Raw genomic sequence first — 21826 nt, 5'->3', positions numbered from 1 at the left:
CTCGGTAGTTAACGGCGGCGCAGGTAGGTCGACGATGCGACCCGCCGCGCCGATGGCTGGGGTGCCCCGCGCGCTGCCGCAGCTGGCAAGGCAGGACTGACGGTGCTTGAGCTTCGACTGGGCTCACTCTGGACATCCACCTGGGCATCCACGACCGGCCCGCTCAATGCGCTGCTCCCAAGGCGTGCCAGGATCAGACGGCGTTCGATCTTGAGCCCTTGCAGTGCGGCATAGGCATACACCCTGCAGTCGAGTGCTTCATTGCGCGCGCCGGAAGATTTTTGCCAGGCGCGCACTTCGTTGCCTCGGGCATCGATGCGCGTCACCAGCTTTTCGACAGTGGCTTGTTGAAACCAGGCCTCGTCATACGACATGGGGAAGTGGCAGTAGCCTGGCTTGCCCTCAGCGACCTGCCAGCGCGCATAGATCGTGTCCTTGGCGGTGTCCACGCCGATCAGGCGCACGGTGTGACCCCGGTATTTCTTCGATTTGGTCTGACGCTTGGGCCATACCGGTCGCGGACCGAACTGGCCCTTGACCGCCCAGACGTTGCGCGCCGCACGCGGCGTGGCGAACTCGTAGACCTGTTGCACATGGTGGCCACCTGAGTCGATGCAGCACGCGGCCACGCGCAGCACCCGACCATCCTCGGTGGGCAGTCGGGTGTTGGCCAGCAGGGTGTCGAGTCGCTGCCAGAGCTCGGGATCGGCGGGGCTGCCGTGCAGCACGATGTGCTCGATACCCCAGGACTCTTCGCCAGCACCCCAGCCCACCAGTTCGATTTCCAGCCGGTCCTTTTGTGTGTCGACGCCAGCGGTCACCGTCAGCACGCCTTCCGGCAGCTGATCCGCTGCGTAGGCTTCACGCTGTTGCGCCAGCTGCTGGGCATCGGCCTGTTCGCCCACGCTCTCGAAGGGCTGGCCCATGGCGGTGTTCCACCAGGTCTTTTCTTCTTCGGGGTTGCCCCGGGCACGCAGGAAATCGCTAGCGATTTCCGAGAGCTTGCGCCAGGGCGAATAGAGCTCGTTCAGATGAAACCCGGGGATCGGGTTCTCCGGACACTGCGCAACCCACTGACCTTGCGCCAACATGAGTGGCCGGTCGCTGTCACGGATCAACACCCCGCACGCGGGGCAAACCAGGCAGGTCTTGATAACCTCATCTTCATTGACCAGCACGTTGGCCCACTCAAGGACATGGCGGTGGCCGCAGTGCGGACAGGGCACAAAGTAGCGACGCTGGTCCGACTGCAACCAGGCACGTTCGATGCGGCTGTGCCCCTTGAGGCCCGGGGTCGAGACCAGCGCGATCTTCTTGCGCGCGCGGTAAGTCGCGGTTCGCTTGCGCGCCAGGTTCACCGGGTCACCCTCGGTGCCGGCCGAGGGCGGGTAGCGATCGACCTCGTCGCAGAGCAGGACCCGAATCGGGCGACTGGACAAGCTCGCCGCGCTATTGGCCCCGGCAATCGTCAGGTGGCCGCCGGGGAAGTGTTTTTTGAGGATCGTGTTGCCCGAGTCGCGGCTCTTGGCATCGCGCACCTTGCCAACCAGCGCCGGGGTGTCACGGATCATCGGCGCCAGACGATCCTTGGAGAAGGTCTCGCCCATCTCGATCGTCGGCTGCACCACCAGGATGGGCGACGGATCGAGGTCGATGAAGTAGCCAATCAAGGCTTTCAGGATGAGCGTCTTGCCCACCTGCGCCGAGGACATCATGACGACCTCTTCAACCCCGGGTTCGCTGAACGCGTCCATGATGCCGCGCTGATACGGGGCGCGCTCGCTCAGGTATTTGCCCGATTCGGCGCTGTCTTCGGGCGAAAGGTAGAGATGCGTGTCAGCCCATTGGCTCACCGTCATCGTCGGCGGTGGCCGCCATAGCGAGCGCACCCGGGTTAACAAGGTCTGGATCATCGTCAGGGGCGGCCTCAGCAAGTTCCGACAAGGCCTCCATCACCATGTCCGTCAGCAGCCGTTCAATGGCCGACTCCTCAGAAAGCGGCAGCACCAGCGGGGTGGCGCGCACCGGCAAGGTCAATAACTTGGCCCGCGCTGCGGCGATCATGCTGGCCCAGGCCCGCTCTACATCCGCAGCGGGCACCAGCACACTCTTGAGGCGAGCGGTCTCGACTTCGGTTTTTTCTGCCTGGGCTCGGGCGAGGCGGGTTTTTTCGGTGAGGAGATCACCACCATCGCCGCTGGCCACAGCCCGCAGGTGGCGGATGTAGGCCACGACCGACGGGATGAGGTCGTACTGCCCGCGCGTGGCGGGCTTGGGGATCACGCCCTCCTTGGCCAGTTGCTGCACCCGGCGCGGGGTCAGATCCAGCAGCTTGGCCAGCGATTCAATGGGGGCAGTTGCCATGCAGTGCAGCTCGTCGTCAAAGGGGAAATCAAACTGAGGCCGACTGCCTCGATCTTTCGCCGGCAAGCGAAACGCTGGCGCCGCTCATTTCGTCTTGGATCACGGCCAAGCGGCGTGTTAGCAGGCATCGGGCCACGAAGCGAAACCGTAGCGCGGCCTGTGCCTGCGCAAATCTCGCGGGTCCGCCGCCCCGCACTGGCCAAGGTCGCCAGGGTCCCCGGCGATGAAATAGCGAAGCGTTGCGAGCCACTGCCCGTCCCTGCGTGGGATTGATGCGACAGGGGCCAGATTCAACTTGGCTTCTTCCGGAAATGAAGCGTTCATACGGTCATCGCAATCAACCAGAGCCCACACCATGACCCACCCGACGCTCGATCACATCGCCCAAACCATCCTCGGGCTTGAGACCCTGGACACGCGCAACAGCGACCGGCTGGACTTCCATGACCTGGCGGTCTGGAACATCAAAGCCGCGCTGCAGGCGGCTTTTGAGGCAGGTCAGCAGGCCGGCAAAAAACCTCGGCAGATCCCCCAGAAACGAGTTGCTAAGCCGGCCGAATGAAGCGTTCATACAGACACGATCACCCACCCGCAAAAAGGACCCGACCATGACCACCCTGACTGCCAAACCCACCGCCCTGGACAACTTTATCGCAAAGGCTGGCGAATTCGACGTCTTGCTCCAGCGGCTGCAACAGATGCGCGATGACCACTTTGGCGTCAGCCCCGATGCGGTGACCTGGGGCCACGTCGGTGACGTGACGCACTACGTCACTGCCCTCAAGGAAGTGACCGACGCCTACTTCAAGGAAGGCGAGTACGCCGAGTAAGCGCACCCCAATTCAACACACACCGATCCATCACAAGGAGATGACCATGAAACTGACCGACACCCAGACCCTGATTCTCAACACCGCCATCCAGGCATCCAATGGACAGCTGAGCTGGTTTCCCGACAACCTCAAGGGCGGTGCCCGTGACAAGGTGTTGGGCAGCCTGCTGCGGCAGGGTCTGATTCAAATCGATGGAGAGAGCCACCGGGTCACCGACTTGGCTTACGAGGCGCTGGGCCTGGCGGTACCGCCGGCTTCGATCGAGCCGATCAAAGCCGCGCCGCGCACCCGGGAGAACACCAAGCAGGCGCAGATCATCGCCATGCTCCAGCGCCCGGAAGGCGCCACCATCAGCCAGATCGTTGAGGTCACGGGCTGGCAACCGCACACGGTGCGCGGCACCTTTGCCGGAGCCTTCAAGAAGAAGCTGGGCCTGACACTGATCTCCAGCAAGGATGAGCATGGCCAGCGCGTTTACCGGGTTGCTTGACCGGCATCACACAGGGTTACATTTTGGTCCATAACGGGCTACAATGGAGCCACTTTAAGGAGATTTCCATGGCCATCAACGTCAAGCTGCCAGAAGCCTTGGTCGAGACCGCCAGGCATTACGGCACCATCGAGCACCGCTCGGTACCCAAGCAAATCGAATATTGGTCTCAGATCGGCAAGATTGCCGCGGAGAACCCGGATCTGCCCTTCAGCGTGATCCGTGACATTCTGATCGCCGATCAGGAAGAACCTGTGGGCGAGTATCAGTTCGGCTGATGCGTCTACTCGTTACCCCGACTTTCGAGCGCACCGTCAAAAAGCTGCACCGTCAGCAGAAGGCGGCGCTTGATGATGCGGTGCGCGCCATCGCCAGTGACCCCGATATCGGTGAGGCCAAGGTTGGCGATCTGGCTGGCGTGCAAGTCTACAAGTTCAAGATGATCAATCAGCTGTGCCTGCTCGCCTATCGCGTTCTTGACCCACAAACTATCAAGCTGCTGATGGTTGGGCCTCACGAGAATTTCTACCGCGACCTCAAACGCGTGGACCACTGAATATGCCTCACGCCTCCTGCGGTTCAGGGGCGAGCTGATCTGACGTTGCGCACTCCGCAAAGGTTTTACCCGTGGCGGCCATTGTGGCCGCCTTGCCCGTGTAATCCTGCCAACGTTTGACGATCACATCGACATACTTGGGATCAAGCTCCACCAACCGTGCGCGGCGCTGGGTTTTCTCGGCGGCAATCAGGGTCGTGCCGGAACCACCAAACAGGTCGAGCACGATGTCCCGCGTTTTGCTGCTGTTGCGAATGGCCCGCTCGACCAGTTCCACCGGCTTCATGGTCGGGTGCAGATCGTTCTTGACCGGCTTGTTGATGAACCAGACATCGCCCTGGTCACGGTCACCACACCAGAAGTGATCGACGCCATCGCGCCAGCCATACAGGATGGGTTCGTACTGGCGTTGGTAGTCGGCGCGACCCAGTGTGAAGGTGTTCTTGGCCCAGATGATGAAGGTGGACCACTTGCCACCGGCGCCGCGAAATGCCAGCTGCAGGGTGTCAAGCTCGCTGGAGCTCATGGCGATGTAAACCGCCCCCTTGCTATAGGCCAGCAGGTTGGCGCAGGCCGCCGACAGGAATCCGGCAAAGCCTTCACCCAGGTTGTCATTAAGGATGGGCCGGTGGGTGCCGCGCTGCTTGTCCTTGGCGGTGTTGGCGTAGTTGACGTTGTAGGGCGGATCGGTAAACGCCATGTCGGCCAGATCGCTGCCCATCAGGGTCTCCAGTGCCACGGGGTCCGTGGCATCGCCACACAGCAGGCGATGCTCACCCAGCAGCCACACATCGCCTGGCTGGCTTACGGGGTCGTCGGTGACCTCCGGTACTGCGTCATCGTCGGTCAACCCCTCGTTGCCGGCCAACTCGGCCATCAGAGCAGCCAGTTCATCATCGGCAAAGCCTGTCTGAGACAGATCGAACCCGGCAGCCTGCAAGGCCTCCAGTTCGATGCGCAGCAACTCATCATCCCAGCCGGCGTTTTCGGCCAGCTTGTTGTCCGCCAGCACATAGGCGCGCTTTTGCGACTCGGTCAGGTGCGCCAGTTCGATGACCGGCACCTGCTCGAAGCCCAGCTTGCGTGCCGCCAGCACCCGACCGTGACCGGCAATGATGCCGTTGCTGCCGTCGACCAGCACCGGATTAGTCCAGCCAAACTCGCGGATGGATGCCGCGATCTGTGCCACCTGGGCATCCGAGTGCGTGCGGCTGTTACGGGCGTAAGGAATCAACGCCTCGATCGGACGATATTCGATTTGCACGATGGTCTGGGAGCCTTGAAACGACAAACCCGCCAAGAGCATCAGGGCTCAGGGCGGGTTTGAAGAGTTTGGGGATAACTGGAATCAGGGTGGGCGTTTGCCTCGCACCTCTGTCCAGAAGATAGCTGAAATACTACGCCAATCCGGCGGATATGTTGCACGCCGGATTTCGGGTTCAACCCGCAGCGTTACGCAGGTCTGCGCAGACCTTGTAAGACGCTGGCGATTTCATGCAATTTCATGATCGATCTTCCAGATTGAGGTGCAGCGCCACCTTGGCCAAGGCCATCTGCCAGCGCCGCCAGGCGGTGCTGCGATCACAGGCAAAGCGGATACCGATCTCCCGCCAGCCGTAGCGCTTGGCGCGCATCCACACCAGGTGACGTTGTTCTTCTTCCAGCCAGAGCACCCAGCGCATCACCTCCAGCATCCGATCGACCGACTCCGGACTGGGCGGGAAATAGACCGGTGGCCGGTCTTCCACACCCAGGTTCTCATGTTCGGCGCGCTTGATCGCCGGCCAGCAGTTGAAATATCCCTGGACCCGAACCGCTGGCAGACGTCGGGCAACATCAGCCGCCTGACTGAAGCGCAAGGCCACATCGTCGATCGTCCACTTAGCCATGGCGAGACCCTCCGTAAAGACGTTGGCCGATACGCTGAACGATCTCCTGCTCAAGAAAGTCCAGGCGGCTGTCATCGGCATGCACCACCAGGATGCGCTGCTCCTGCCAGCCACTTTGTTTGATGGCGTCCAAATCGAACGTCTGGGGTTGGAGTCGACCCAAGGGGCAACGGTAGGAAGGGGTAGGGATTTTCATGTCACACCTCCTGCGTATCGATGGCCCAGTGCAACAAGGCGAGGGCATCGGCCTCGTTGTCATCGGTGACCGGGTGGCCCAGGGCACGCATGGCTGCGATGACCTCGGCTTTGCCCGCATTGCCTTTGCCAGTAGCGTGCTTTTTGATCGTGCCGACGGGCACGCCGAGATAGGCGATGTTCTGGTGCTCACACCAGGTAGTGAGCGTGGCCATCAGGCCTCCGTAGACGTGGGCGGCATCCACCCCGGCATGACGGCGTACCTCTTCGAAGTACACCGCATGGATGTCCTGGGCGATCGTCTTGAGCTCCCCCAACCAGCGCTTGAAGCGCAGAAACCGCATGCCACCCCCCTCGAAGCGCTGGGGTCGGAAACTCGCAAATCCGTGTGCAATGTCACCTTCCCGGGTCAGCAATGCCCAACCGGTGGTGGTCCCGAGATCAAGTGCGAGCACCACCCGCCGATTCAGATCCCTGCCACAACCATCGAAGGAAATCTCCCTACGTGAGGGAGAGGGAACCACTGTTCCCTCTCCTACGTAGTAGGAGGGGGAGTTTTCGCCAACTGAAGAATCCGCGCAAACCCAGTAACCATGCGGGTTTGCGTCAGTTGGCAAGTTGGCAGCATTTCCAACTTGCCAACTTGCCAACTTGCGCGCAAGTGGTTGATTTACATTGGATTGAAGTTGGCAATGGTCTGCCAACTGAATCCAGTTGGCAAAAAGTGGGTTCCAGTTGGCAGAAATTTTGCCAACTTGACGATGCGTATTCATGCGGGCTCCTGGGTATCGTTGAGATCGTCTTGGTACACCCACACCTCGGGGTTCTCGACCGGCATGGCGGCCCCCGATTGCGGGCATTTGTAGTGGGTGGGCAGGACGAGATGTGTCTGCATCACGACCTCCCCGGTGTCCGGATCAGGCGGTCCGATGGCCATCTGCAACGCCATGCCTTCCACACACAGGTAACCGAACTTAGTGCGCCCGCAGGAGGGCAAACCGTAGTCAGCGGCGTTGCGGAAATACTTGATGTAGCCTTGGGTCGCCAGGGCCGATAGCCGCTCTCGGATCGTGCGTTCGCCACCGAGCCCGGCTTTGCCTTCAAAGCCTTCGGCAAACTGATTGGCGGTGTAGCAGCGCCCGTTGGCGGCCTCCTGAAACAGAATCTCCAGGATCGCGTCGCGCTTGCGCCGACGCTCAGCATCCAGCCGCTCGCCGTATTCCTTCATCACCAGCCGCTGGTTGGCGTCGACCTCGCGCCACTCACCCTGAACCTTGTCGATGTGCTTGAGCGGAATGCCGGCACCGTTGCGCAACTCATAGATCAGCTGACGGGTCGTGCGCGTCTCATCCGGCCGGAACAGCAACATCCCGGTCGAGTAGTAGCCACGCAGGCTTCCCGCGCCGGCCAAGGCCTGGAACGGGTCCTCCTCAAACTGCTTCTTGCCCAGTTTCCGGGTGTGGTGCGCAAGAATGATCCCGGCGTCCGGATTGACCGCCTGGCGAATCCGCTCCACCCGCTGCGACAGGAAGAACAACATGGCGCCGTTGTCGTTCTCGCCACCGGCATCACCGCCGTCGAACACATTGCGGATAGGATCGATGGCGATGATGTCGGGAGGCTCACCGCCAAAGGCGTTCATGATCGCTGGGATCACCTGGGCGAGCCCCGCGTCATCGAGCACCAGCCGCAACTGCGGCGTGGCCACGAAGTTGGCGCGGGCGTCCAGCAGCCGATGCGACGGCAGGCGGACATCCTTCACGCGCTCGCGCAGGTAGTGGTACTGGACCTCGGCCTGCAGGTAGAACACCCGCAGCGGTTTGGGTGGCTGCATACCCAGAAACGCAGCGCCAGCGGCCATGTGCGCCAGCCACGACAGCAGGAAGTCACTCTTGCCGACCTTGGGCGCACCGCCGAACACCAACATGCCTGCCGGCGTCAGCACGCGCGGAGAGATCAGATCGGGTGGCAGCGGTGAGTTGTCGTCGAGCAGTTCGCCGAGCGTGAAGGTGGGCAGAGCGGGAACCGCTGCCTTGACCACGCGGCGTTCGCCCTGGGCGATGAATGCCGCGCAGTCGAACCCTTCGACGACCGCGTCTGCGGCGTCCCACTTGGGTGGCTTGTCGGTGGGCGGTACCAGGATCGCCACGGATGTGCTGCCCGCAGCCACGCAAGCACGCGCGGCACTTTCAGCATAGTCCCAGCCGGGTGCATCCCTGTCCGGCCAGATGACCACGGATTTCCCCGCCAACGGATGCCAGTCGGTTTTGTCGACAGGAGCCTTGGCGCCGTTCATTGCGGTGGTGGCCGCAATGCCGCAAGCGATCAATGCAGCCGCACACTTCTCGCCTTCGACCAGGACGACCTCTCGCGCCTTCGAGATGACCGGGAGGTTATAGAGCGGCCTGGGGTCCGGCGCGCGCCACATGCGGGCGCGAACATCCCAGGGACGATATTCCTTGCCGGTCGGCGGGTCGTAGCGGTAGACGCAGGCGATCAGTTCGCCCTCGGGTGACAGATAGTCCCACTTGGCGGTGTAAGCGCCGAGGTCGTCCATCGGCACGCTGCGAACATCGCGGCGCATCGGCGTGATGATCGGTGGAGCAAGACCGAGCCACTGCCGGATCTCGCCAGCGATGCGCGGGAAGTCGCTGCGGGCGGAGCGGCCCTGCGAGAGCGCCCACAAATCGATGATGTCGCCGCCCTCATCGGTGGAGAAGTCCTTCCACAGGCCACGCCGTGGTCCATCGATTTCAACCACCAGACTCTTGCCCGGGTTGCCATCAACATCGCCGATGGTGAACTTGCCACCCCGAATGCGCCCCTGCGGAAACAGGTAGTGGAGCACGGCCTCGAGCCGGTCCAGCAACCCCGCACGCAGCGCATCGGTGTCCGTGGCCAGTTCGTCGCGCTGCTCGGGGGCGTCATTGAAGTCGAGCCAGATGATGTTGTCGGCCATCATGTCGAACCCCAACAGCGGTCCTGCCAGGGGCAGAACTTGCACTCGACATGCGTTGGCGTGGTCGCATGGCGCGGCAACAGTTCCTGGCCGTCGGTCGCCGTGATGACCCGCACCGCGCGATCGGACATCCGCTGCGCCAGGCCGCCGTCAAACGGCACCAGCTCGAACCAGATCTCCTCGGAGTCCTTGTTGATGGCGGTGAACAACGCTGGGTTCGCGGAAATGCCGGGGATACTAGCCTCCATGTAGGCCTGGTAGATGGCCATTTGCGCGGCATAGACGGGCTTTGACCTGCTGACGCCGTGCTTGACCGTATCCCGCCAGGACTTGTCATTCATGGTCTTGCACTCCCACAGGGCCGGATAGCTCATTCCTAGCTCTGCGGGGCCGCCGTTCAGGACGCCATCGACGTGCCCTTGAATACGGCCGCCTGCAACGGAAAAGCCGAACTGACCGCCGCTGGCCTTTTGGGTGTACAGATCGAATCCGGCCATGCGCAGCCAACGAATGGCCAGCTCTTCGAGAGCGTGTCCCACCTCGAAGATGCGCAACACGCGACCCTGGATTTCCCTTCCAGCATCGACAGGGGTTTGGAGATACTCGTATTGCAGCGCGCGCTCGCAGGCAACGCCCAATCGCGACGCACCGAGGTAGTTGCGACGGGATTGCTTGTCACGGTCGGCGCTTAGTGCAGCGTCGATGAATACGCCGATCAGCTCATGGAGCTTGGGACGGTGATTGAAATCCAGCATCAGAACGGCACTCCCGTCGAAGCCGGCTTGCCTTGCCGGGCGAGCCGCTCCTCAAGAAAGGCGCGATCCTTTTCTGCCATCCGCTCGTGCTCGACGAGCATGTGTTCCTGGTAGGCAGTCACCACCACGTCGATCAGCATCAGCACTTCGTCTTTGCTGTAGTCCGCCAGCGGTCGCTGCATACCGATGGAGCCGACATACTCGCCAAGCGGCGCCAGGCAGGACGCCATGGCGGAGAGTTCCATATCACTGGGATCGATCATGTGACCTCCCGTCTTTTCCATGAGTCGCGAAAATGCGTTCTGGCAGCTCATCGAGCAGAACACCCAGCGGTCCGAGTAACGTCGTGGATCGCTGCGCGGCAGGCGTGGATTGAAGTAGCCGAAGCCCTTGGCCTTTCGTGAGCAGACTGCACATGTCACGCGGCCTCCCGGTGGGCATCGTTGGCAGCCACCACGAGGCGCTGAATCGACGACTTGTTGAACTGGAAGGACAGCAGCGCCGAGGCCTGATAGCGCGTCATGCCAAAGTCGGCGCGCAGCGCCTGCGGCAGATACTGGAGTTGCTTCGCGGTCGGCGGCTCGTTCAGCCAACGACGGGTCTTGTGCGCGGAGTCAGCCGACTCGCGGTCGTTTAGCCAGTCATCGGCTTTGGCCATGCAAACCGTGCGGTCGCCGACAGCCAACAAGCGCGGCGGCAGATCCTTGCCTCCGCCCACGGCGTGCCAGCGGCCGTTTAGGAAGAAGACGCCACCCCAGGCGTTAAAGCCAGTCGCCATCAGTGCGTCGTCGCAGCCAAACAGGTCGCACCAGCGGAAGTTGGAGCGCTTGAGCAGATCGATCTCGGTCATCACGAAATCGGCCAGCGCATCACCTTCCTCGGTGGTCTCGTTTTCCCAAACGAATCCGCACAGCGGGCATTCGCGGCAGCCCAGCGGGACGGTGGCTTCACAGGACGGGCAGTCCTTGGTGGGCGCTTCGCCGTGCTGCTGGTGTCCGTCGAGATTGACGTCCTGTTCCAGAGATCCGTGCATCAAGGTCGCGGTGCCGAAGTCCAGGACCACGCAATCGGTCTTGATGACGCCCGGATGCTCCGCTGGGTCTATCGTTCGCAGGCCACGCCCGATCATTTGGGTCAGCGTGGACTTGTGCGAGCTGGGTCGCAGCAGCACCACGCAGGAGGTAGGCGTAAAGTCGTACCCTTCAGTCAGCACAGCCACATTGACCACGACCTGCGCGCTGCCGGATTCGTACTCGGCCAAGCGTGCCTTTCGCTCTGCGTCCGAGAGCTCGCCATGCACGATCACGGCAGATACCCCGGCATCCTGAAAGGCCTGGCGCACGCATTCGGCATGGGCGACGGTCGAGCAGAACACGATCGTCTTGCGCTCGCCAGCCTTCTCGCGCCAATGACGGATCACGGCATCGGTGATCGGCGTCTTGTTGAGAATCGCCTCGACTTGCGTCATGTCGAAGTCAGTGGCCGTGCGCCGCACCCGCGTCAACTGCTCCTGGGCGCCGACATCGATGACAAAGGTGCGTGGTGGCACGAGGTGGCCGGAGGCGATCAATTCGCCGAGGGTGATTTGATCCGCGACGTTGCTGAAGACCTCCCGCAGTCCCTTGCCGTCACTGCGGGCAGGCGTCGCCGTCACCCCAAAGATCTGGGCGCGCGGGTTCTTGTCCAGCACCCGGTCGATCACGCGGCGGTACGAGGCCGAGGCTGCGTGATGCGCTTCATCGATCACCAGCAGATCGAGGATCGGGATGGCAGCGAGATGATTGTCGCGCGACAGCGTTTGCACCATCGCGAACGTGGCGCGGCCGGACCAGGATTTGTCCTTGGCGTCGAACACGGAGGTGCTCACGCCCGGATTCACCCGTGCAAACTTGGTCAGGTTCTGGCCGGTCAGTTCATCGCGATGAGCGAGGATGCAGGCCTTGGCATCTGGCTCGGCCAACAAGCTGCCGGCCACCGCCGACAGCATGATGGTCTTGCCCGACCCGGTGGGGCCAACAGATAGGGTGTTGCCGTGTTGGGCGAGCGCCGCCAAGGAGCGCTCGACCAGCAGGGCTTGTCGGGGGCGAAGCATCATGGCGGCGCCCCCTTACTGTGCCCAGCTCGGGCGACCCGGCACGGCTGCACGGCCCGTGGCCTGGGCATACGCGTTCGACCCGTTTGCGGGTGCAGGCGCCTTCGCCGCTCCCTGCGCGCCACCCATGAGGGCGGCGTAGTCCTTGTGGTCGGGCGTGATCGCGGCCTTGATCACGCTCTTGTCCTGGCCGTTCTGGTCTTTGTCCCAGTCGACCTTGCCGAGAAACTCGATGCCATCGAGATCGGCAAACCCGCTGATGCGGCGCGCGTTCTGCGCGGCAGGACTGTTGTCGCCAGGATGAACGCCGCGCGCTGAGTTGAGGATCGCCTTGACGAAGGTGCGACCCATGTTGGCCCACTCAGGGCCTTTCGGGCTGTGCAGGCCGATCAGCGACCACATCTTGCGACGGGCGAACTCGCCCTCCATTACGACGAACTCGCAGTTCAGGTACACCGAGCCGGTGTTGTCGTTGCGGGTGGCGTAGCCGCCGGTCCATCCCTGCGACGGATCATCGAAGCCACCCGGCTTGATGGTCATGCGGACACGCACCAGCGTGCCTTTGGGGATCAGGTCGAAAGAGGTTTGTTCTGAAGCGGAATTGAAATCGAAGTAGGTCATGATCAGGACTCCTGAGTCGAAGTGGATTCGGTGTTGGGGACGGACGAGGCAGCGGACGCTGGGCGCGCAAAAGCGAGCCGTTCGGTGGCGGGCTTGGCCGGGCCGGCGATCTTTTCCATGAGGCGGCCGAGGTGTGGCTCCTCGATCGGATCGAGCCGCCCGGAGCGGTCCTTAGCGGGATAGCCCCATGCGTTCAGCGTGTGGCAGACGAAGGCGCGGTAACTGGCGCCGTCATCGGCCTTCAGCTCGGCCAAGGTGACGACCTCATCGACGATGCCGGGCAGTTCAAGTCCCGTTTTGGAGCCGTCGATCTGCAGGGAGAACACGCGGCGATTGAAGTCGTCCAGCCGCTCGTCGAGGATGCCGACGAACCACACGTTCTTGCCGCGCGTGTGCTGCAGATGAGTCAGCCAGCCAATCATTTCCTGGCCCATCAGCCCGTATGCACCCCGACTGTCGGGTTTGCCCGTCTTCTCGGAGTAGGCCTGGGGCTGGCCCTTGCACCATTGCAGGCACAGGCGACCGGCCACGGTGATGGAGTCGACGAACACGGTGTCGTACTTGTCCAGGACCGTCGGATCACCGAAGCGCGCGCATACGGCATCAAAGTGGGCTTGGCTGAACGGCTGGTCGTCGCGCAGCGCCGGGTTTGGCCCGCCGATGTACACCGCAAAGTCACGACACTCCTGCCAGGTGCGCGGGCGGATCGTGTCGCCGGCCCAACCCTCGACCGCCAGATCTCCAGCCTCAAGATCAAAGAACAGCGTGGCTGTGGGTTTCAGTGTCCAGAGTTGCGAGGTTTTGCCGATGCCGCTCTTGCCGACGAGCACGCCTTTCACGCCACGGCGCTCGGCCAGGCGCTGGTCTGCAGTAATGATGGGGAGGCTCATTTGCCGGCCTCCTCGGTGCTGATGTTGGCGAACGCGTCCGCGACGGTGGTCACGCCGAGTGCGCCACGCTTGCGGGCCATTTCGTACAAGTCGCGCAGACCGCCCAGACGGCGATGAATCAGGCGGGATTCCGACTCCAGGCCCTGGATCGCGAATGCCACGTCATCGATGGTGGCGTCTTCTAGGCGACGCACCACTTCGCCGGGGCGGTTGCCGTCCAGCGCTGGGATGCGAATGGTTTCGGGCAGATCCCGGAGGTACATCTCCGGTTGTTTGCGCAGCAGTTCGAGCAGCGTAGGTTTGGTTTTCATGGCGATTACTCCTGAAGCAGAGCGAGACGAAAGCCCGGCTTGCCGGTCTTGAGGGTGCGTGCCGGGGCGAAAGCGCTTTTGAGCGATTCGGGCCACGCGTTGAACTTGGTTTCCGAGACCCGGTAGCTGATCTCCACGTACTCGGACGGGTCGTCACCGTTGGCGGCGATGCGCTGGGTGATCTCGGCGAGCCGCTTCTGGTCCCAGTCGACCTTTTTGGGTAGATCAGCGGTGATGCGGACATGGCCGTCGTCGAAGTGGACGACGCCGGTGTCTTTGCCGGCTGCCAAGCGCAGCTGATGGGCGCGGTCGGCGTACTTGAGATCCAGTGCGCGATCGACGTGCTGGTCGATGGCCTTGGCCATGGCCAGGAGATCAGCCGCGTCGTTTTTGAGCTGGAACAGCGACTCGCTGGCAAGCGCAGCCAGTTCACCGGCTGGGGTGGCCAATGCCTGATCGGGAGAGATACGGTTCATGCCGCACCTCCTTCGCGATAGGCTTGGTCGGTGCTCTGGCGCAGGGAACTGCGCTCGAACGCCTCGACGTCCTCGATGCGATAGACGACCTTGCCTGGCAAGCGGATGTAGACCGGGCCGATACCCAGCACACGCCAGCGCTCAAGGGTTTTTGGCGAGAGCCCCCAGCGTTCGGCAAGTGCCTGCTGGCAGAGACGGGTTTTGGTAGTGGATTCAGTGCCGGAGGGAATGACCGGCGGGGTTTCACCCGATCTCGGGTGGGTGACCGTTGGATTTGGCATTGCAGCGCTCCATGGGGTTGTTGAGGAACACTGCGCATCCTCCGGATATGACTTCAGACGCTCATCCGGTAAAACTTAGACGCTCATGAGACGGTGATGCCGGCCCAGAAATGCAAACGGGCTGCACAAGGCAGCCCGTGTGGGTGATGGAAAACCGAATTAGACGAGCAGCTTCCAGGCGCCGCGCTTGCCCCCGGCCTTGCCGATATAAATGTCTTCGATATGCTCTTTCCAGTTGCGGAAAGCCTGGCTTGGGCTAGCGGAACCCAGGCCATCCATCAGGTCCTTGGTCAGCACCGCCGGATTCCCAGCACGGTAGGCATCCACAAGTCGCTGAACCAACTTGATCTGCTTTTCGCCCACCACGGTCAGAACAGGCTTGCCGGGGATGAACAGTGACCCTGAACGGTTGTGCTCGACAATGAAATCCACCGTCTGGCCACCCCGGGCCAGTACCTTGCCCTGACCATAGACGCTTTTGAGACGGGTGAGATCAACGGTGGGCTCAACAGCGTTGGCCACCAGCAGCGTGGCCAACGGCAACACGACATGGCACCCCAGGAAGGCCGGCGCCGTTTCGCAGCAGGCCAGCACCACCCCGACGCCGGCATTCTGGTGCGCACGCAACTGGATATCGTAGTCGCGGATGACACGCTGGTCAGACAGCTGCCGTGCCAGGTAGGCAGGGATGGATTCACCATCAAGATTGAGCATGCCGAGGAATATCAAGCCTTGCTCCTGCAGCATCTGCCCGACGGGCTTGAGTGAGGATTTGAGGCCCTTGATGATGCGCTCCTCGATCCACTCCCGTTTGATCTCGAAGTAATCCAGCGACTGGGCAGGGATTTCGACCCACTGGCGCGAAACCGGGCATTCGTAGCGGACGTGCCCGATGGTCGGTGAAGACTGGACGGTCACCAACTGCGTCTCGCCGTTTTCCAGCTCGACTTCGATGCTGCTGTGACGCCCCCGGCGAACAAGAAATCCGCCCTCGAGCAAAGGGTCGAGCAAGATACCCCGGGTATCCAGATGGCGGCGCGAAACCGTTTCTGCATGTTCATCGTAGAGGCGCAATAAGGCAGGAAACGCCGCGCATTCCTCTGCCGCATCCAGCGGCCGCACCTGTTGCATCAGCCCCCAGTGCTCCAGCAGCTTGAAGCCGAAATCGCGCTGCTTTGGATCACGGTTGCTGCGCAGATTGCAACGATTGGGATCGCTCAGAGTGATGTTCAGTGTTTTGGTCTTGGCTTCGCCGTCGGCCGAGTAGCGCACGGCAATCACAATGCGGCTGACCAGCGCTGCGCGCTTGAAAATGTTGTTCGGACCGAACAAGTCGGCGGCCACGTTCTCGATATCGTCCCCGATGGCCACCCGCAACGCAGCACGATGCTTGAAATTCTGCGGCCGAACCTCGGCCTCAACCACGGTTACCGATTCGATGTCGAAACTGGCAACGGTTGGCGCATCTAGCCGCAACGAGGTCAAAAACCGGCTCAGGTTGTATTGGCGCAGCGTCAGTGGCCGATCGGACAGGTTGTGTTTCAAGCCCACCTCGGCAAAGGCCGAGGCCACGACCGGTCGCACCCCGGGACTGGCCGCAAAGACTTCGACCACGGCATCTTCAGGAGAAAACAGCAGCGTGGCCTCGATCGCTGGCCGGTAGTACATCGGCTTCTTACGACCATCTTTCATGGCCGCCACGCTGGACAACGGGCCGGCATGGCGAATGATCAGCAGATGGGATGCCACCTCTGTGCCGTCCTCACGCTTGCCGGTCACTCGGATGTGGTCAATCTTGCAGTTGTCTGGCAACTCCAGCGCCTGTTGCAACTTCGCCTCCAACGACGCCTTGACCGTATCGTCCCACTGGAAATCCAGGCCACCGTTGGCGTCGACCTCAAAGGCTTCATACATCCGGCCGAGGTTGCGATAGTGGTCGGCATAGAACAGATTCTCGGCGTCATCGAACAGTTCGCCCTCATGCAAGTAGAGGTAGATGGCCCGGCCGTAGTCATCCCGCTGCTGTTCAAACGCCGCAGAATTCGCCGAATCAAAAATCCGGTCAGCCACCTTGGCAGCGGCCTCCACACCCCGGCCTTCCGCCAGGTTAAGGATGCGTGACGCGTGCTGCTCGAGGGGAACACCCGCATCGGGTTGCAGGGAGGCCGCCACCTCCAGAACTGCCAACCGGCAGGCTTCGATGATGTCATCAGCCGAATCCGCCTCAGGCCAGTCAACGTCATCGAAACAGGCGGCGTAGCCTTGCTCATCGATCTTGAGCAACAAATCCCTGACCGATTCCAGCGGCGCCGACTCCAGCAAGCGGTGCAGTGAAGGAATGTTCTTGAACGTTTTGGCCATCGGCTCCCCTTTGCGGTTGTTTTTGTCAGGGAAGCGGATTCGGGAGCCGGCCGACCGTGCTGCCAATCTCTCCTGGGCTTCGCTGAGCGGCGGTTAGGAAAAATGCAAAACTTGACCGATAGATGAGGACATTTGCGCAATTTTCAAGCGGTTACAACTCATTTCGCGTACGCCGACAATTTCGCTGCTCAGTCAGTTTGTTGCGCAGGCTTACCCATACGTGCGCAATTTCGGGATGTCAGCCGCAGGGCCAGTTTTCATAATCCGACATAGATAAACCGTTGGAAATGATGCGAGGCCCTACCAATGCAGCAGATCAACACCCTCCCACCCGAACGAATGACGGCGGCGCAGCGCTGTGCCGAGCTCGCTGGCCTCTTGGCCGCCGGGCTTTGCCGCTTGCGCCGGGCCGATTTCGCCAAGTCCGCAAATACGCCACAAGAGACGCCGTTTGTACTTGGCTTTCCGGTCGAACAGAGCGTTCATTCAGACATCGACAACAACCCAACGATGGAGCCCTGAATGAAACCTCGAATCACTATTGCCCCTACGCCCGACACGGTCGTGGCGCAAATTTCCAACCTGCCCAAGCTGGGCATGCCGGAGATCAAATCGCTCTGGCGGCGCCTATTCGGAGGGGACACCCCGACGCACAACCGGCAGTTTCTCGAGCGCCGAATTGCCTACAAACTGCAGATCATCGAATGCCGTAAGACCGACCGCAATCTGCTTGAGCGCAATCAGCGTCGTATCGACAACCTGCTGGAGATCGGCAAGCAGAAATCACAGACCCGGTCGGCCGATTACGCGCTGACCCCAGGCACGGTGCTCTGCCGCCATTACCAGGGCGTTGACCACGAAGTGGTAGTCCAGGCCGACGGGACTTTTCTGCACGGTGGCCAACCCTACACCAGCCTGTCGCAACTGGCGCGTGAGATCACCGGCACCCGGTGGTCGGGGCCGGTGTTCTTTGGCCTGAAGACCAACGTCCGGCCCAAGAAGTCAGCCCGCAAGGGAGGTCATCGATGAGCGAAGTTCTCAAGCGCCGGATGCGCTGCGCCGTCTATACGCGCAAATCCACTGACGAAGGGCTGGATCAGGAATACAACTCCATCGACGCGCAGCGTGACGCCGGCCATGCCTATATTGCCAGCCAGCGGGCCGAGGGTTGGATTCCGGTGGCCGATGACTATGACGACCCGGCGTTTTCCGGCGGGAACATGGAACGGCCTGCCCTGAAGCGGCTCATGGCCGACATCGAGGCTGGGCTGATTGACGTGGTGGTGATCTACAAAATCGACCGGCTGACGCGCAGCCTCACCGACTTTTCCAAGATGGTCGATGTGTTCGAGCGACATGGCGTGTCTTTTGTGTCTGTGACCCAGCAGGTCAACACGACCACGTCGATGGGCCGCTTGATGCTGAACATCCTGCTGTCCTTTGCCCAGTTCGAGCGCGAGGTCACCGGCGAGCGCATCCGCGACAAGATCGCAGCCAGCAAGCGAAAGGGCATGTGGATGGGCGGCATTCCCCCGCTGGGCTATGACGTCGAAAACCGGCGTCTGGTGCCCAACAAGGCAGAAGCCAAGGTAGTCCAGCACATTTTCCGGCGATTTGTGGAATTGGGATCGAGTACCTTGCTGGTCAAGGAGCTACGCTTGGACGGGGTCACCTCGAAATCATGGACCACGCAGGACGGTCGGGTGCGCGAGGGCAAGCTGATCGACAAGACCCTAGTGTACGCGCTGCTTCACAACCGGACCTACTTAGGCGAGCTGCGCCACAAGGAGCAGTGGTATCCGGCGGAGCACCTTCCTATTGTGGAGCTGGAGTGGTGGGACAAAGCGCATGCGATCCTGTCGACCAACAGCCGCGTGCGTGGCAACAACACCCGCTCGATGGTGCCGTTCCTGCTCAAGGGCATGGTCTTCGGCAATGATGGGCGGGCCTTGTCACCGTGGCACACGGTCAAAAAAAGCAACGGCCGGCGGTATCGCTATTACATCCCTCAACGAGACGCCAAGGAACATGCCGGCGCCTCGGGGTTGCCACGCCTGCCGGCTGCCGAGCTGGAAGCCGCTGTGTTTGATCAGGTCCGATCAATCTTGCGCTCGCCGGACTTGCTGGCCGACATCCTGCCGCGCGCAGCGAAGCTGGACCCGTCACTGGACGAGGCCAAGGTGACAGTTGCCATGACGCGCATCGATGCGATCTGGGATCAACTGTTCCCCGCTGAGCAAACCCGGATCTTCAAATTGTTGATCGAGAAAGTGATCGTCTCGCCCACCGATCTCGAAGTCCGGCTGCGACCGAACGGCATCGAGCGGCTGGTGCTCGAGTTGCGGCCCGAGCCAGCCAAGGAAGCAGCGGAGGGGACAACATGAATGAGGTGCGCATCGAAAAGACTGGCCAGCAGGATGTGGTCAGCACCAGCGATGGTCGGCTGACCCTGTCCGTGCCGATCCAGATCAAGCGGCGTGGTGGTCGCAAGGTGGTGAGACTTCCCGACGGCAATACCTTGAGGCCCAGGCCCATCAACGACAAACCGACACCCATTCAAATGGCGCTGGCGCGTGGTCACCGCTGGTTGGCGATGCTGGAATCCGGGGAGGCAGAAAGCCTGACAGAGGTTGCCGAGCGCGAGGGTATGGATCGGGCTTACGTGAGCCGGATGGTTAACCTCACGACGCTGGCGCCGGACATCGTGGCCGCCATCCTGGATGAAACGCTACCGTCAGAGGTGACGCTGTTTGACCTCGCGTCAGGCACGCCGCTGCTGTGGGATGAGCAGCGGGCGCAAATTCAGTCTGTGTGCCGCGTTGTCAGTCTCGCCGAGCCAGGCGATTAATTTCGTCTTGAATCGCCGCGCAGCTCGCCATGACTGTTTCAAAGGTGGGCTGTTCAAAAGCCAGCAGTCCATCTTCCAGCATGGCTGCGTAGTCCTTCGCCAGCGCGCCCAGTGACGGCCCCTGCGGGATTAACCGGAGATCCCCCGAGGTCGCCTGGAAATAATCGACCTTGCCGCCGTCGACATCTTTCTCAGCGAAGAACATGGACTTGTGTTCGGCCACCTGCCGCGCCAGCTCGTGATCGCTGGCCGCTGAAGCGAAGTGCGTTGTTTTGGCCAAAGCGGCGAGGTCATACCAGTGGCGTGAATAGCGATCTCCTCGCAGCCGCCCTTGCAGGCAGTACACGTGAGCCGCCGTCGCCTTCTCCCAAAAGGTACGCTCTGCAGCCATTACCAAGGGCTGCGCTGTCGGAAATGACACCCCTTCAATGAGCGGGGCGATGTCGCAGGCCACGTGATGTCGCTGGTGGGGTTCGCCGGTGGCTCGCGCACCAAACTCCAACTGGATCGTGGCTGCGGCGTAACCTGTTCCCTTCTTGGTCGCCGGATAAGTGATGATGAGCTTGTCACTGTCTTTACCAGCCAGGCTCAGCTTTGCTTGCAGCCCGCTGGCCACCAACGCCTGCTCGATGACGGGTTGGACAGTTTGCTCGATCCATTGTGGCAAGCGGCTGCGCACCGCACTGGTAATCTTTTTCTCCTGGCTTGCTGACGCCGGTATGGGATTGCCGTCGCGCAACAGATCCGGCACCAGTTCGCGGATGTCGTAAGTCAGATCGATGTCTTCAGAGAAGCGGTCGATGACCTTGTACACCTTGGACAGTGACGTGCCGCCCTTGAAGGTCAGGCTATCGCCCAGCGGCGAGTCGTAGATTGCGGACAAGGCCCAGACGACCCAGATGTCTTTTTCCAGCAGGTGTGCTGGCCTGCCACTCCGACCTGCGGCCACCTCAAGGGCTTCGGACTGGTCAGCGGAACTGAGTTCAAACCAGGATTCAGGCATGTTCGCTGACCTCGCTCACCGCGCGCGCCATCCAACTGGGCAGGACGGCTCGGGCGGAGCGCATCGCCGCCCATTCCGCCGGTGCTAGCTTGGTGTGCAGCATCTTCAGTGCCGAGGATGCTTGCTCAGGTCCCAGCCAGGAAAGGGCACGGATCGCCATGCCGGCCGGACGCGCACCCAGAACCAGCTGCCATCGATTGCCATGCTTGAGCTCGACGGTTCGGTTGCCGAGCTGCAATTTGCGCGAGCGCCCCGAGGTCAGGAATACCTCACGGGTGGGCACCTGGGTGGTCAAACCCAGTGCGTTGGCTTCGGTGGCTCCGTTGGCAACGATCACCTCGCCGCTGGCCGACTCGATGGCCTTGACCACGGCTTCGGTCGAGGGGGGGCGCGCACCAAAGCGGCTGATCACCGGTGCGGCGTAGGCACCTCGCCCAACGCGCATCAGCTTGCCTTCGCGTGTCAAACGGGTGAGGGTCTGATCCACCGCAGCTCTGGAGGCTAGATGCAGGAACTCTTTAGCCGACAGCAAGCCGCCTTCGGGCAAGGCTTGTGCAGTAGACAAGATGGTTTCAGCAAGATGGCTCATGGTCAGGCTCCGTTTGTCAGAAGTGTATATCTACTTCTGACAAACTGCAAACAACAGGTGAGTGCATGGCGGTGCTGGCCAAGGACGAAATCACAGATTGCTTACCGATGCCAAAAAACAACCGTTTGATCAATCAACGCGCAAGCTGTTGATTTACATAGGTTGCTGGCGTGTCGCCTGCGGACTTCGGGCAGTTTTGAGCCGGTCAGAAAGGAGAGAGGAATGGCCCGGAGAGAGCGCCATGTGGCCAGAGGGAGGCTGGCAGCCGGACGGTCGAAGTCCGCAAACCTACTCAGCGTTCCGCGCATGTTCG

General features: G+C 61.7%; 27 protein-coding genes. 9 read left to right on the top strand and 18 right to left on the bottom strand.

What is annotated here, in order from left to right:
- Positions 1-8: 8 nt before the first annotated feature.
- Both PQV96_RS08560 and PQV96_RS08555 read right to left on the bottom strand, forming a co-directional pair.
- Positions 9-1913 (bottom strand): phage terminase large subunit family protein, encoded by a 1905-nt coding sequence (locus tag PQV96_RS08560; protein WP_273625000.1) that lies wholly within the window; start codon positions 1911-1913, stop codon positions 9-11.
- On the bottom strand, positions 1837-2364 hold the full coding sequence (locus PQV96_RS08555) for a hypothetical protein (RefSeq protein ID WP_273624999.1): 528 nt from the start codon (positions 2362-2364) through the stop codon (positions 1837-1839). The genes PQV96_RS08560 and PQV96_RS08555 overlap by 77 nt, the downstream gene beginning before the upstream one ends.
- 355 nt (positions 2365-2719) lie before the next feature.
- Between PQV96_RS08555 and PQV96_RS08550 the strand changes: the two genes are divergently transcribed.
- From PQV96_RS08550 to PQV96_RS08530, 5 genes are all read left to right on the top strand, one after another.
- The gene (locus tag PQV96_RS08550; protein ID WP_273624998.1) at positions 2720-2926 is read left to right on the top strand and encodes a DUF6900 domain-containing protein; all 207 of its coding nucleotides are present in this window, start codon (positions 2720-2722) and stop codon (positions 2924-2926) included.
- A 46-nt stretch (positions 2927-2972) separates the two neighbouring features.
- Entirely contained in the window at positions 2973-3194 is a 222-nt protein-coding gene (locus tag PQV96_RS08545; protein WP_273624997.1) for a hypothetical protein, read from the top strand.
- A gap of 40 nt (positions 3195-3234) precedes the next feature.
- Positions 3235-3687 (top strand): DUF3489 domain-containing protein, encoded by a 453-nt coding sequence (locus PQV96_RS08540; protein WP_273624996.1) that lies wholly within the window; start codon positions 3235-3237, stop codon positions 3685-3687.
- Positions 3688-3755: 68 nt separating this feature from the next.
- Complete coding sequence (locus PQV96_RS08535) at positions 3756-3965, top strand: TA system antitoxin ParD family protein (RefSeq protein WP_273624995.1); 210 nt, start codon at positions 3756-3758, stop codon at positions 3963-3965.
- On the top strand, positions 3965-4243 hold the full coding sequence (locus PQV96_RS08530) for a type II toxin-antitoxin system RelE/ParE family toxin (RefSeq protein WP_273624994.1): 279 nt from the start codon (positions 3965-3967) through the stop codon (positions 4241-4243). The genes PQV96_RS08535 and PQV96_RS08530 overlap by 1 nt, the downstream gene beginning before the upstream one ends.
- A gap of 7 nt (positions 4244-4250) precedes the next feature.
- Here PQV96_RS08530 and PQV96_RS08525 read toward each other — a convergent pair whose 3' ends face one another.
- The 14 genes from PQV96_RS08525 to PQV96_RS08460 all read right to left on the bottom strand — a co-directional run bounded on the left by PQV96_RS08525 (position 4251) and on the right by PQV96_RS08460 (position 17073).
- Positions 4251-5507, bottom strand: a complete 1257-nt coding sequence (locus tag PQV96_RS08525; RefSeq protein ID WP_273624993.1) for a site-specific DNA-methyltransferase — start codon at positions 5505-5507, stop codon at positions 4251-4253.
- A 238-nt stretch (positions 5508-5745) separates the two neighbouring features.
- Positions 5746-6132, bottom strand: coding sequence for a DUF6362 family protein (locus PQV96_RS08520; RefSeq protein ID WP_273624992.1), 387 nt, complete (start codon positions 6130-6132; stop codon positions 5746-5748).
- Complete coding sequence (locus PQV96_RS08515; RefSeq protein WP_273624991.1) at positions 6125-6328, bottom strand: hypothetical protein; 204 nt, start codon at positions 6326-6328, stop codon at positions 6125-6127. Before PQV96_RS08515 ends, PQV96_RS08520 begins: the two co-directional genes overlap by 8 nt.
- 1 nt (position 6329) lies before the next feature.
- Positions 6330-6797, bottom strand: a complete 468-nt coding sequence (locus PQV96_RS08510; RefSeq protein WP_273625239.1) for a crossover junction endodeoxyribonuclease RuvC — start codon at positions 6795-6797, stop codon at positions 6330-6332.
- Positions 6798-7096: 299 nt separating this feature from the next.
- Positions 7097-9286, bottom strand: coding sequence for an AAA family ATPase (locus tag PQV96_RS08505; protein WP_273624990.1), 2190 nt, complete (start codon positions 9284-9286; stop codon positions 7097-7099).
- On the bottom strand, positions 9286-10041 hold the full coding sequence (locus tag PQV96_RS08500; RefSeq protein ID WP_273624989.1) for a PD-(D/E)XK nuclease family protein: 756 nt from the start codon (positions 10039-10041) through the stop codon (positions 9286-9288). The genes PQV96_RS08505 and PQV96_RS08500 overlap by 1 nt, the downstream gene beginning before the upstream one ends.
- On the bottom strand, positions 10041-10304 hold the full coding sequence (locus PQV96_RS08495; RefSeq protein ID WP_273624988.1) for a DUF6511 domain-containing protein: 264 nt from the start codon (positions 10302-10304) through the stop codon (positions 10041-10043). Before PQV96_RS08495 ends, PQV96_RS08500 begins: the two co-directional genes overlap by 1 nt.
- Positions 10305-10459: 155 nt before the next feature.
- A complete protein-coding gene (locus PQV96_RS08490; RefSeq protein WP_273624987.1) occupies positions 10460-12136 on the bottom strand; it encodes a DEAD/DEAH box helicase in 1677 nt (558 codons plus the stop codon).
- Between the two features lie 12 nt (positions 12137-12148).
- Positions 12149-12754: a hypothetical protein gene (locus PQV96_RS08485; protein WP_273624986.1), complete on the bottom strand. Its 606-nt coding sequence runs from the start codon at positions 12752-12754 to the stop codon at positions 12149-12151.
- Between the two features lie 2 nt (positions 12755-12756).
- Entirely contained in the window at positions 12757-13644 is an 888-nt protein-coding gene (locus PQV96_RS08480; RefSeq protein ID WP_273624985.1) for an ATP-binding protein, read from the bottom strand.
- Positions 13641-13955, bottom strand: coding sequence for a hypothetical protein (locus PQV96_RS08475; RefSeq protein WP_273624984.1), 315 nt, complete (start codon positions 13953-13955; stop codon positions 13641-13643). The genes PQV96_RS08480 and PQV96_RS08475 overlap by 4 nt, the downstream gene beginning before the upstream one ends.
- A 5-nt stretch (positions 13956-13960) precedes the next feature.
- Entirely contained in the window at positions 13961-14431 is a 471-nt protein-coding gene (locus PQV96_RS08470; RefSeq protein WP_273624983.1) for a hypothetical protein, read from the bottom strand.
- Positions 14428-14712 (bottom strand): helix-turn-helix transcriptional regulator, encoded by a 285-nt coding sequence (locus PQV96_RS08465; RefSeq protein WP_303678170.1) that lies wholly within the window; start codon positions 14710-14712, stop codon positions 14428-14430. The genes PQV96_RS08470 and PQV96_RS08465 overlap by 4 nt, the downstream gene beginning before the upstream one ends.
- A gap of 159 nt (positions 14713-14871) precedes the next feature.
- A complete protein-coding gene (locus tag PQV96_RS08460; protein ID WP_273624982.1) occupies positions 14872-17073 on the bottom strand; it encodes a hypothetical protein in 2202 nt (733 codons plus the stop codon).
- Between the two features lie 306 nt (positions 17074-17379).
- On the opposite strand from PQV96_RS08460, the gene PQV96_RS08455 reads away from it, so the two are divergent.
- Genes PQV96_RS08455 through PQV96_RS08440 form a run of 4 tightly spaced genes read left to right on the top strand, consistent with a single transcriptional unit; the run spans position 17380 to position 19921 of the window.
- Positions 17380-17595: a hypothetical protein gene (locus tag PQV96_RS08455; protein ID WP_273624981.1), complete on the top strand. Its 216-nt coding sequence runs from the start codon at positions 17380-17382 to the stop codon at positions 17593-17595.
- Positions 17596-18102, top strand: a complete 507-nt coding sequence (locus PQV96_RS08450; RefSeq protein ID WP_113426803.1) for a DUF2924 domain-containing protein — start codon at positions 17596-17598, stop codon at positions 18100-18102.
- Complete coding sequence (locus tag PQV96_RS08445; protein ID WP_273624980.1) at positions 18099-19457, top strand: recombinase family protein; 1359 nt, start codon at positions 18099-18101, stop codon at positions 19455-19457. The genes PQV96_RS08450 and PQV96_RS08445 overlap by 4 nt, the downstream gene beginning before the upstream one ends.
- Positions 19454-19921 carry a LacI family transcriptional regulator gene (locus PQV96_RS08440; protein WP_273624979.1) on the top strand — a complete coding sequence of 156 codons (468 nt, stop codon included), beginning with the start codon at positions 19454-19456 and terminating at the stop codon, positions 19919-19921. The genes PQV96_RS08445 and PQV96_RS08440 overlap by 4 nt, the downstream gene beginning before the upstream one ends.
- Here the strand turns inward: PQV96_RS08440 and PQV96_RS08435 are convergent.
- Positions 19896-20924 (bottom strand): nucleotidyl transferase AbiEii/AbiGii toxin family protein, encoded by a 1029-nt coding sequence (locus tag PQV96_RS08435; RefSeq protein WP_273624978.1) that lies wholly within the window; start codon positions 20922-20924, stop codon positions 19896-19898. The two genes, PQV96_RS08440 and PQV96_RS08435, sit on opposite strands and share 26 nt — an antisense overlap.
- Complete coding sequence (locus PQV96_RS08430) at positions 20917-21513, bottom strand: DUF6088 family protein (RefSeq protein WP_273624977.1); 597 nt, start codon at positions 21511-21513, stop codon at positions 20917-20919. The genes PQV96_RS08435 and PQV96_RS08430 overlap by 8 nt, the downstream gene beginning before the upstream one ends.
- Between the last annotated feature and the right edge of the window lie 313 nt (positions 21514-21826).

Source organism: Acidovorax temperans (genome assembly GCF_028596105.1).
Classification (GTDB): Bacteria; Pseudomonadota; Gammaproteobacteria; order Burkholderiales; family Burkholderiaceae_C; genus Acidovorax; species Acidovorax temperans.
Note: the sequence above shows the minus strand (reverse complement) of the source record. Positions and strands in the feature narration are given on the sequence as shown.